The sequence below is a fragment of the Bradyrhizobium sp. SSBR45G genome, from assembly GCF_030159255.1.
Taxonomy (GTDB): domain Bacteria; phylum Pseudomonadota; class Alphaproteobacteria; order Rhizobiales; family Xanthobacteraceae; genus Bradyrhizobium.
The window spans coordinates 148,886-159,896 of the sequence record NZ_BSCT01000015.1 but is presented as its reverse complement, the minus strand read 5'-3'; the positions used below and the strand labels follow the sequence as shown (position 1 = coordinate 159,896).

10 protein-coding genes are annotated in these 11,011 nt (G+C 62.7%); 5 read left to right on the top strand and 5 right to left on the bottom strand.

Annotated elements, in window-relative coordinates; translation table 11 throughout:
- Positions 1 to 176: 176 nt before the first annotated feature.
- Positions 177 to 983, bottom strand: coding sequence for a lytic murein transglycosylase (locus QQL87_RS19075; protein ID WP_284420215.1), 807 nt, complete (start codon positions 981 to 983; stop codon positions 177 to 179).
- A gap of 425 nt (positions 984 to 1,408) precedes the next feature.
- On the opposite strand from QQL87_RS19075, the gene QQL87_RS19070 reads away from it, so the two are divergent.
- The 3 genes from QQL87_RS19070 to QQL87_RS19060 all read left to right on the top strand — a co-directional run bounded on the left by QQL87_RS19070 (position 1,409) and on the right by QQL87_RS19060 (position 3,850).
- Positions 1,409 to 2,353 carry an OmpA family protein gene (locus tag QQL87_RS19070; RefSeq protein WP_284420366.1) on the top strand — a complete coding sequence of 315 codons (945 nt, stop codon included), beginning with the start codon at positions 1,409 to 1,411 and terminating at the stop codon, positions 2,351 to 2,353.
- A 127-nt stretch (positions 2,354 to 2,480) separates the two neighbouring features.
- Positions 2,481 to 2,993: a hypothetical protein gene (locus tag QQL87_RS19065; protein WP_284420216.1), complete on the top strand. Its 513-nt coding sequence runs from the start codon at positions 2,481 to 2,483 to the stop codon at positions 2,991 to 2,993.
- Positions 2,994 to 3,529: 536 nt separating this feature from the next.
- On the top strand, positions 3,530 to 3,850 hold the full coding sequence (locus tag QQL87_RS19060; protein ID WP_284420217.1) for a hypothetical protein: 321 nt from the start codon (positions 3,530 to 3,532) through the stop codon (positions 3,848 to 3,850).
- Positions 3,851 to 3,980: 130 nt separating this feature from the next.
- Here the strand turns inward: QQL87_RS19060 and QQL87_RS19055 are convergent, their stop codons facing one another.
- Positions 3,981 to 4,355 carry a thiol-disulfide oxidoreductase DCC family protein gene (locus QQL87_RS19055; protein ID WP_284420367.1) on the bottom strand — a complete coding sequence of 125 codons (375 nt, stop codon included), beginning with the start codon at positions 4,353 to 4,355 and terminating at the stop codon, positions 3,981 to 3,983.
- A 314-nt stretch (positions 4,356 to 4,669) separates the two neighbouring features.
- Here QQL87_RS19055 and QQL87_RS19050 point away from each other — a divergent pair, with 314 nt between their 5' ends.
- Positions 4,670 to 4,906, top strand: coding sequence for a hypothetical protein (locus QQL87_RS19050; protein WP_284420218.1), 237 nt, complete (start codon positions 4,670 to 4,672; stop codon positions 4,904 to 4,906).
- Positions 4,907 to 5,084: 178 nt separating this feature from the next.
- On the opposite strand, the gene QQL87_RS19045 is transcribed toward QQL87_RS19050, so the two are convergent.
- Positions 5,085 to 6,020 carry a DUF817 domain-containing protein gene (locus QQL87_RS19045; RefSeq protein WP_284420220.1) on the bottom strand — a complete coding sequence of 312 codons (936 nt, stop codon included), beginning with the start codon at positions 6,018 to 6,020 and terminating at the stop codon, positions 5,085 to 5,087.
- Between the two features lie 838 nt (positions 6,021 to 6,858).
- Between QQL87_RS19045 and QQL87_RS19040 the strand changes: the two genes are divergently transcribed.
- Positions 6,859 to 8,055, top strand: a complete 1,197-nt coding sequence (locus QQL87_RS19040; RefSeq protein WP_284420222.1) for a reverse transcriptase domain-containing protein — start codon at positions 6,859 to 6,861, stop codon at positions 8,053 to 8,055.
- Between the two features lie 263 nt (positions 8,056 to 8,318).
- Here QQL87_RS19040 and QQL87_RS19035 read toward each other — a convergent pair whose 3' ends face one another.
- Both QQL87_RS19035 and QQL87_RS19030 read right to left on the bottom strand, forming a co-directional pair.
- Entirely contained in the window at positions 8,319 to 10,502 is a 2,184-nt protein-coding gene (locus tag QQL87_RS19035) for a tetratricopeptide repeat protein (RefSeq protein ID WP_284420223.1), read from the bottom strand.
- A 212-nt stretch (positions 10,503 to 10,714) separates the two neighbouring features.
- On the bottom strand, positions 10,715 to 10,966 hold the full coding sequence (locus QQL87_RS19030) for a hypothetical protein (protein WP_502871189.1): 252 nt from the start codon (positions 10,964 to 10,966) through the stop codon (positions 10,715 to 10,717).
- Positions 10,967 to 11,011 lie beyond the last annotated feature (45 nt).

Below are 11,011 nucleotides of genomic sequence, written 5' to 3'. Positions count from 1 at the left end.
TGACCGCCAGTTGAGCCTCAGTATATGTTAAAAGCCTCAACCGGACAGCCGTGGGTCAAGCCCGGGCATGACGGAGCAACTGATTGGCACGATCGTTGGTCGCACCAGCCCTGTTCGTTATGTCGATGGCCCCGCCTGCGCGAAGGCATTGGCGATGTTGAGGTGACGCTCCGAGCCTACCGCCCCATCAGCTGATCGGCGTAGTAGCCGATGGTCTTGCGGTAGATCACCGCCCTGTTCCACTCGCGCATGGCATCGAAATTCGCGGAGCCCTCGTCATAGGGCGCGCCCATCTTGAAGCCGTTGCTGTGCAGCAGGTTGGCGGTCGAGGCCAGCACGTCGGCGGTCGAGTGGCGCAGGTCGACGCGGCCGTCGCCATCGAAGTCGACGCCGTATTTGATGTAGGACGACGGCAGGAACTGGGTCTGGCCGATCTCGCCGGCGAAGGCGCCGACGAGGTCGGACTGCGTGAGATCGCCGCGCTGCAGGATCTTCAGCGCCGCCAGCAGCTCGCCCTGGAACAGCTCGGTGCGGCGGCAGTCATGCGCAAGGGTGGCCAAGGTGCGAATGACCGGCAGCTTGCCCATATCGCCCTTGCCGAAATCGGTCTCCAGTCCCCAGATCGCGACCAGGATCTGACGCGGCACGCCATACTGCTGCTCGATGCGCGACAGCAGCGCCGCGTGCCGCTGCAGCATGGCGCGGCCGCCATTGATGCGGCCGGCGCCGACGCGGGTCGAGACGTACTGCTCGAAGCTCTTGTTGAAGGTGTAGCGCTGGCGGCGGTCGAAGGCGAGCACGGCCGGATCGAGCGTCACGCCCGACAGCGCCTGGCTGACCACGGCGCCGGAGACGCCGGCGCTCTGCGCTTCCGCCGACATGCTCGTGACGAACGTATTGAAATCGCCGCCGCAGCGCGCGGCCAAAGCGGGCGAGGCAAACGACAGGATCGCAACGGCGACGAGGGATCGAAAAGCCAGCATCAGATGAAAGGTCCCTGCATGAGAGCGTGGTGGGAACGGGCAGGTCGCGCGCCCGCCGGTTACGCGATGGCCATGATCGGGCAACCATGATGAACATGGCATGGCCGGGCCGATCATCGCGCCTGCCGCGCCGCCGAGGCGCCGCGACAATGCCCGATTTCGCCGCGGCAGGCCAGCCGCGGCGGACGATCGGTCGCAATCGGTCCGCGCAAGCCGTCACACACTCGGCCGTCACAAATTCAGCCGTCACACATTTGAACGGCCGGCGGCGTCATCCTCACCAATGGCAGACGTGCCCACGTCTCACGTCCCGTCGTCCGTAGATCTCGAACCACAACAGCCGTCGCCGACGAGAGCCTTGATCCACACGGGCCGTGATCCGCAGGAGCCTCGGCCCGCCATTTTCTCGAGAGGTCACAATGAAAATGCGTTTCCGCCCCGGCACGCTGGCGCAACTGGCGCTCATCGCGGCTTCGATCTTTCACTCTTTCGCGCCCGCGGCCGCTCAGCCCGGTGATGTGGCGGGGGCCAAGGATTATCCCGGCATAGGCCGCTTCGCCGGCAGCGTCATCACCGGCTATGTCGCCAAGGATTTCGACGCGGCGCGGCTGCAGGCAGCACCGTTCAAGGACGGCAAGGCGACCGACGAGCGGCGCCTGGAGGGCCGCATCGTCAGGATCGCCTATCGCACTGCGCCGGGCCCTTCGATCCTGGAAGTGGCGCGCAATTTCGAGAACCAGCTCGCCAAGCAAGGCTTCGAGCCGCTGTTCGCCTGCGACACCGACGCCTGCGGCGGCATCCCCTTCACCGAGGCGATCGACATCCTGCCGGTGCCGCAGATGTGGGTCGACGGCTTCGAGTATCGCTATGTCGCCGGACGCAAGGCCGCTGATGGCCGCGAGATCTATGCCGGTGTGCTGGTCAGCCAGAACAATCAGCAGATCTATGCCCAGCTGACGATCGCCGAGCTCGGCGCGATGGAGAACAAGATGGTCAGCGCCGCCGCGATGGCCAAGGGCCTCGGCGACAAGGGCCACATCGCGCTCTACGGCATCTATTTCGACACCGACAAGGCGACCATCAAGCCGGAGAGCCGGCCGACGCTGGAGCAGATCGCGCAGCTGCTGACCGGCCAGCCGCAGCTCAACGTCTTCATCGTCGGCCACACCGACAACCAGGGCAGCTATGACTACAATCTCGATCTGTCACGGCGGCGCGCCGAGGCGGTCGCCGCAGAGCTGGTGAGGAGCTTCCGCATCGTGCCCGCCCGGCTGCGCACCGCCGGCGTCGGCCTGCTCGCGCCGGTCGGCAGCAATGCGACCGATGCGGGCCGCGCGCTGAACCGGCGTGTCGAACTGGTGGCGCCGTGAGGCCAGGTGCCTGAGGCAAGATGTCTGAGACAAGGTGCCTGAGTCAGGGTGTCCTGGCAGCCGCTTGATCCGGATCAACGCCGCGCCATCTTCGCTTTCTAAGCTGAACCACAAAGGAGATGACGCGATGATCGGGATTACGCTATCCGCCGACCAGATCCGCTCGGCGCCGCCGGAGGTGCGCCGCTGGATCGAGCATCAGGTGCTCGCCAGCCTCGGGCTCGGCCCGGAGGCGGCGCAGACGCCTGCGCTCCCGACCCAGGGCGCGCATCTCGTCGCCTGCAGCATCGAGGATGCGGCGAAGGTCCTGGCGCAGATCCAGAGCGCGCTGCCGGCGGTGAACGTGTTCTTCGAATTCGGCCGGCCGGGCATCGCGATGGGCCAGCCGCCGATCATGATGTTCCGCCTGATCGACATCCTGCATCACACGCGGCTGCAGAACATCGGCCAGGTGATGGCCTCGCTGGAGATGATCAACAAGGCGCTGGTCGAGGTGCGGCACGATCCCTCGGTGCGCTTCTGCGGCTTCGACAATGAAGGCCACTGCCTGATCGCACCCGAGACGCAACGCGCCATCGCCAGTGTCTGGCAGAGCGTGATCGCCCGGCAGCATGGCGTGGCCGAGGGCGAGGCGGCGTGAGAGCGGCGGAGTTTTGTGCGCTGAGCGCAGGTCTGGACAAGTTCATTCCAAGCCCACGCCCTTCGCTCTTGCTCCGTGATTCCGTGGCGCTGGCGCCCTCCTCTTGCTCCGTCATTCCGGGGCGCTCGCGCAGCGGCAAATCAGCGAAGCTGATTTGGTGCGGAGCGGGCGAGCCCGGAATCCATACTCACAGGCCGGCGTTGTCGGGGCTAGCTGGTGGCAAAGAGGGTGCCTGATCACGTTCGCCTGTGGTTATGGATTCCGGGCTCGCGCTGCGCGCGCCCCGGAATGACGGAGCAAGAGGAGCACGCGGTTCTCCCCATCTGACGGTTTTGAAGAAGGCATATCAATGCGGCGACCACCGCCTCGGGCCCCAGACGGCCGGCCACTCACACGATGACAATCGACCACCTGTCCCAAAACGATGCGCCCTCGCTGCGCCACAGCCATGTCCGCACCGGGCGGCTCCGGCCTTGAGCCCGGTGAGATCGATGCTACGATTCCGCTCATCGCTCACGATCCGCAGGAGATCGCCGATGCAGCCCAGCCAGCGCCCGCGCCGACTGCTCCAGGTGCCCCTGTTCCGCCTGCTCGCGATCAACCTCGCGCTCGGCCTCGGCATGGCCGTGGTGCTGGTCGGCGGCCTGCTGGCGCTCGATCCCTGGGGCCTGCGCCACCTGATCTTCTCCGACCACTCGCCCGGCGTCGCCATCGGCCTGCTGCTCGGCTCGTTCTTCGTCACCTTCGGCTCGACCGCCATGGGCACCGCCATCATGGCGCTCGGCGGCAGCGATGACGACGACGATGACAGCCGCGGCCCACGGGTGCATGCGCGGGTCAAGGTGCGGCGGCGTTAGACTCGAACTGTCGCGACACCGACGGTGCGCTCCCCTCCCCCACGCCGCAATCGCGCAGCGATTGTCGGCAGCGGGGAGGGGAGTTCACCGCCATCGCGGTGAGAGTGTGGGCTCAAGCAAAGATCCCCCCTCACCAATGCCCCTGGCGCTTGTTCCAGGCGAACAGCACGTCCGCGAAGCGGTCGTAGCCGAAGCGGGTCAGCGGGCGCATCAGGCGGTTGCCGAACAGCGTCGCCAGCCAGCTTTCGCCCGGCGTGAGCTTCCACAGGCGGAGCGCCACGTCGGCGCCGGTGATCAGCTGCCCGTCCTCGTCGGTCGCGTGCAGGCGGCGGCGGACATCGTCGACGTCGGCGCCGAAGGAACTGAGCGCCTCCGGCTCGTCGTTGATGTCCTTGAACACGACCCGTCCCGACTTGACCAGCGCCAGCAGCTTGTTGCGTTGCCAGTCGATGCCGGCGTCGCAGACCGGGCAGCGCGTGTTGTACCAGACGGTGAGTTGGGGCATCGACATCAGCGGGGTTCATTCGCGGCTTCGTTGGGCCGCACAGGGATGCACGTTCATCCGGCAAAATCGAGGAGCATCGCCGGTGCGGTCGAAGCCCGAACCGGTGCGGCGGCGCAACCTGCCACCGCGCCTCCCGGGACGGCCGTTGCAGCGGCATCCCGTCACCTCCGGTGGAGGACTTTGCCGCTGTCGGCGGGACCTCGCCGCCACGCCGATTCCCGCGAAAACCATATGACGGGAAAGTCAAATTCGGACAGCGGATAAGCATTTTCTTGCATTGACCGGACGGGTCCCGCCGCCGTAAAGCGCACCCCATGGCGAAAAAACCCGGCTCCAATCCCAAAGGCGAATTCGCCTTCTTCAACGTGACCTACGAGGACGGCTCGCAGCGCTCCAACCGGCGCGTCCCGGCCGAGCTGCTCGGCGGCCTCGACGGCGACGAGCCGGCCAAGGGCTTCATCATGGAGCAGGACCGCGACATCGCCGAAAAATCCGGCCGCCCGCCGCTTCAGATCAAGTCGCTGGAGCGCGTCGGCGCGAAGAAGAAGTAGCGGAGCCCCGCCGCAGTAGGGTGGGCAAAGGCGCGCCGAGCGGCTTCCGTAACGAAGACAAGCTCCCGCGCCGTGCCCACCATCCGCTGACTGCCGCAAGACGCGGTGGGCACGGCGCGCTCGACACCGTCCTCATCTCAACACCGTGCCGCGCCTTTGCCCACCCACCGGCAGCGGGCTATGCGGCTTGCCTCTCGCGCTCCGGCAAGAGCGCGTTCTCCCCGGCGTTCATCGCCCTCGGCCGGTTGATCAGGCTGACCAGCGTGTAGCTGATGATCAGCAGCAGGAACCATGAGCCGAGCTTGGCCGGCGACACCATGGCCCAGCCATGGGCCTGCTGCGGATACAGCCAGACCCGGGTGAAGGTGCCGACGTTCTCCGACAGCCAGATGAACAGTGACACCAGGATCAGCCCGAGCAGCAGCGGCATCGCGCGGTGCACGCGCCAGACCTTGAAGTGGACCGTCGCCGGCGCGAACAGCAGCGCGGCCCAGCCGAACAGCACGAGCCGCAGATCGAGCCCGTAATGGTCGGTGAAGAAGTTGAGGTAGATCGCAGCGCTTAAAGCGATCAGCCAGCGCCGCGACGGATGGCCGGTGAAGCGGAAATCGAACAGCCGCCAGACCCGGCAGAGATAGCTGCCGATGCAGGAATACATGAAGCCGGAGAACAGCGGCACGCCGCCGAGCTTGATGAGGCTCGGCTCGGGATAGATCCACGAGCCGGTCGCGGTCTTGAACAGCTCCATGGCGGTGCCGACGAGGTGATAGATCAGGATGATCTTCGCCTCCTCCCAGGTCTCCAGGCGCGCAGCGAGCAGCGCGGCCTGGACGCCGAGCATGCAGAGAAAGAGAAAGTCGTAGCGCGCCAGCGGCGCGTTGGCCGGATAGAACCGCCACGTCAGCAACATCAGCGCCACCGCGATGCCGCCGAACAGGCAGGCCCAAGCCTGCTTCACGCCGAAGCGAAGGAATTCGTAGAGGAAGACGGTCCAGGGCGTCTTCGCCGCGCGCACGGCGAGACGCGCCTCAGCGGCGATGAAGGGACGCAGTGGCGCCCAGATCGCGGCGGCGCTGTCATGCGCTGCGGCCGATGAGAACTCGTCGTCATGCATGGGAATCGGCGTCCGGTGAGGCGCCAATTGCTAGCAGTCGATCGCCCAACGCCGTCTGCGCAAAGTTCAGCCTCTTGCGGCAAGGACACGGACATTTGCGGACAAGAGGCCTTGTCGGCCGACCCTGGAAGCTCGGAGCCGCCCTCGACGCGAGATGAAGTGCACTGTCATCGTCACATCCCGAGCGCAATCGGTAAGCTCGTACGGATTGGAAGCCACCTCTCCTCTCTCGTCACTATCCCGGAATTCTCTTGATGATCACGCGTTCCTGGTTGCGCGACTCTCCGATCACACCTAAGTAAGGTGTGTTGGCAATCGCTTCTTTTCCGAAAGCGACCTCACAACGGTGATCTGTCAAGAGCCGAGAGTGTCGCGCGCAAGCGTGGCAGATGCAAAGCTCAAAGAGCCAGCGGATGCGTCTTTGACCATCTGGTGGCGTGGCAGAACAACGGAGGTGTCCATGTCCGTGGTGCATAATACTAAGAGACGGACTAACGACATTTGTGACGGAGCGCCCAAGGGGCGGGGGCGGCGGGCCGACAAGGCTCGTTCACGATATGTTCTCACGATTGCCGCGTGGGTCGTCTGGGCGGGGATCGTCGTAGGAGGTTTACTAAGCTGGTCTACCAGCGCAGTTGATCTCTCGTCGGTGATCTGTCATGAGCCGAGAGTGTCGCGCGCAAGCGTGGCAGATGCAAAGCTCAAAGAGCCAGCGGATGCGTCTTTGACCATCTGGTGGCGCCAGTTCTATCAAGCTTAGGTGCACCGCTAACCTCGATCCTAAGCTTGTGCGAACGGAATGTACCCGAGACCCACAAAGATACTATCGAAATCGAAATTGCGCGCAGCTTGGAATGCTTCGCGAGACTCGTCGGCAGATGTTGGCCGCCCTGGGCTCGACGGGATTACGGCAGCAAGATTTGGAGCAAACCTAGATCACAATCTTACTGTGCTAGCCGAGCAACTACAGAAAAACATCTATGGCCCAGCACCACTCAAAGCGATTTTTATTCCGAAGCCAAATTCAGATAAAGAACGGATGATCTGCATCCCGACAGTGCGTGATCGGCTGGTTCAGCGCACCATCATTGCCTATCTCAACCGAACTAGAATACTCCCAATCTATCACTCATCATCTTTCGGCTTTCTACCTCAACGAGGCACAAACGCGGCCATCAACCTAGCTGTAAGTTATCGCCAGTCCTTCGACTGGTGCCTAAAGACTGACATCGAATCCTTCTTCGATAAGATACCAAGGCACTACTTGAAAGTTTGCGTGGAGAAGGCTTTAGGCAGACATAGCCTAGTCCCGATCATCAATAGAACAATTGATTGCGAAGTAAAGCTTACCGACCGGAACAGATCCAAGTTTTATCGACAAGGGATTAAAGCAGGGACTGGCATACGGCAAGGCATGCCGTTGTCTCCGATCTTGGCAAATCTGATTTTGTCTTCCTTTGACAAGAATGTCGAGAGACGTGGACTGAGCATGGTGCGCTATGCGGATGACATAGTTGTGTTTACACCTTCAAAGGAAGAAGCGAAGGCTACTCACGCGTTCGTCGGCAAACTCTTGGATGATATAAAGCTCTCGATTCCCGGGTTAGATTCAGAATCAAAAACGCAGATCCTTGGGCCAGACGACCCGATAGATTTTCTTGGTCGTGAAATTGTCCGGGTCGGCATCGAACAACGAGCCGTATGGCGCGTGTCTAAGAAGCAAATAGCTAAGATTGTTAGACGGCTTGAGGACGAGTATACGCTTGAAGCTCGATTGAAAGATGGAAGTAATTTTCAAGATACAATTATTGATGTAAGGAATTCGATTGCGGCATACTTCTCGATCTACAAAGGCGCGCACAATTTTCCGACGTTGGACACTGAGCTTCACGGAGCCAACCGACGAATTATTCGTGACATCTTTTTTGATCTGTTCGGCGAAAATGCTTTTACAAACATCACACTTGAACAGCAGAAATTTTTAGGAATAAGCCGCATTGATTTAGATGAGACCGACCACGAATTTATCGCCTAACACTCATCATCGATGATCAACAAATGGCCGTCTTAGATATGCCGATAGCTGGCTACAAGCGCGGACGGCGGTCTTTTACCCGCCATTTCATTTCGATGGATTGCCGAGTCAGGCCCGGAAATGACAGCCTGTCTGACAACCAAGTTCTTCAAGAAGCTTCGCAGCTTCTTCGACCCGTGACGGATGCTTCAGCTTCCACAGTGCCTTGGCTTCCCACCTCGAAGCCGCCTTTCGCGCGAGAAATTGATGCACCCTAACCCAAGTCAGCTCTGTCGACCCCGGCAATAGGTCTGCCACATCGTGCGATAGGCTGCTTCGACGTCCCTTGTGTAGACGGACGGAGCACAGCGTGCGGCGATGAGGTCGGGAAGCTGGTGACGGAGCGTCCTGAGCCGGTCCGGCGTCGCCCGCAGCGCGATGTCGACATAGTCATCATCCGTCGTGGCGACCCAGTCGGCCAGGCCGATCGCCGTCAGGATCGCACCGCCGGCCCGGCTGCACATCCCGTTGCCGAGCTTCGACACCACCGGCACGCCCATGTGCAGGGCTTCCCAGGCCGAGACGCCGCCGCCATTGGGAAATGGATCGAGCCAGATGTCGATCAGCCGGTGGGCGGCCAGATGCTCGTCGCGGGAGGTCGGTCCGATCAGGTCGATGCGCTCCGGCGCGATGCCGCGCGCGGCGAAGTCGGCCAGCAGCCTGGCCTGGACCGCAGCATCGCCGAGCAGATAATCCTTGACCAGCAATCGGGCGGTGACGTCGGCGCGCAGGATGCGGGACCAGACGTCGATGACGGCGCCGGACAACCGGTTCGCCCGGGTGAACGCGCCGTAGGTCACATGGCCATTGGACGTCACGGGCGCCTCGAGGCTGCGCAGCCCCGCCGGTGGCGGCTCGATGATGATCAAGCAGGGCAGATCGTAGATCTGCTCGGTAAACAGGTGACGCACCTCCGGCGGCGCCATCACGGGATCGCCGAACAGGTAGTCCATCGTCGCCAGGCCGGTGCCGGTCGCATGGCCCCACGCGGTGACCTGGACGGGGGCAGGCTTGCGCGCGAAGGTGGCCAGCCGATTGCCGCGCGAATGTCCGGACAGGTCGACCAGAATGTCGACCCGGTCGGCCCGGATGCCATCCGTGAGCTGATCGTCGGACCATTGCATCACCTCGCGCCACTTGTCGGCAACCTGCCGGAACGAGTCGGTGATCTCGTCCTGGACCGGTGAGTTCGAATAGCAGATCACCTCGAACTGCGATTTGTCGTGATTTTGCAGCACGGGCCGGAACGTGCGGGCGGCGGAATGCTCCTTGAAGTCGCCCGACACGTATCCGACGACGATCCGTCGGTGAGGGTCGAGATCATTGGCGTGGTCAGGCGGATGCCTCTCGGCGATCCTGGAGCCGATCCGGCGCCACCACTCCGACCGGGCCGCCTGGTGCTGCGCATAGCCGACATCGCAGAAGTCCAATGAGAAGATCCGGTTCGCCAGCGCAATGTCGTCGGCCGGGTCGATCGCGAGCGCGCGATCGAAAAAGGCGACGGCGGCCTCCGCATCGCCCAGCAGGGCATGACATTGACCGATCTGGCTCAGCGCTTTCGGTGAGTTCGGCTCGATCGCAACCGCGCGCTGGCAGGCCGCCAGCGCCTCGCTCACCCGCTTGTTCAGCATCAGGACGTTGGCGCGGCCGAGCCAGCCCAGCGCAAGTCCCGGATCGAGCGCGATCACCCTGTCGAAATCAGCGAGCGCCTCGTCGTTGCGTTTGAGCGAGAGGAACGTCTCGCCGCGATCGATCAGCGCCGTGGTGTCGTCGGGCGCCAGCGCAAGCGCCCGGTTGAAATCGGCGATCGCCTCATCGGCGCGACGCAGATCCTTGAACGCGCAGCCCCGGTTGATCAGGGCGGCCACATGCGCAGGCTTTGCCGCGAGCAGCTGATCGTAGCAGGCGATCGCGTCGACGAACCTGCCGAGATAGTGCAGCGCCTCGCCCTTGCTGATCAGGACGTCCAGCTGCTGCGGGTTGATCAGCAGGGCGTTGTCGAAACTGACGACGGCTTCGGCGAAACGCTGGAGTCGCAACAACAGCTTGCCGCGTTCCAGATGCGCATCGAAGAAATCCGGCTTCAAGGCCAGCAGATCGTCGAAGCCTGTCAAGGCCTCGCTGTCGCGCTGCAGCGTGGACAGGACGACGGCCCGGGCATACCTCGCCGCAACGGATTGCGGGTCGACCAGCAGCGCCCGCTTCAGAAGGCGCTCCGCCGCGACCGAATTGTTGCTCTGGTGTTCGGACAGTCCAAACATGTAAAGCGCGCCGAAATGGTTCGGCCGCTTCTTGAGGATCTTGGTGTAGCCGGCCTGAGCCTTGGCCAGATCGCCGGAGCGGTGGAACGCACTCGCCCGGGCGAACATGTCGGCGACATCGTCGCCTTTCCGCAAGGCTGGCTGCATGCTGAAAACTTCCAGAGATCAGCCGCCATCGTCATGTTCTGTCACGACGGGGCAGAGTGCCGGAACCCGAGCGTCATTCGGTCGCCCGGCGAAGCTTCGATGAGAAGCGTAAACAATTCATTGACCATGTCTCTGCGGCAGTTTGCGGGGCCAATGCCATCATATGACGAAGCTCTTTGACGAGCTGCTTTCGCCTGCAGGCGGCCCTCTCACTACGGATCCACCGCAGACTGCAGAATGAGCATCAGTTCGTCGTAGCCGCTTTCTACACTCTCGTCGCCCTGGAAGCGGCTGAACTCGAGATGGTCGTCTTCGAACACATCGATCTCAAGCCGCTCGCCAACCAACGTCACCGACAGGCGGATTGTATCGGGTCGCGTTCGTTCAATGAAGAAGTGAAGGCCGAGTTTATCGAGCAGGCGCATGGTCGCGAAGAGAGTCGAGGACATCGGGCTGCCTGTCATTCGAGCGCTGGGTTGCTCCTGTCAGAAATGACAAGGGCGGACCTC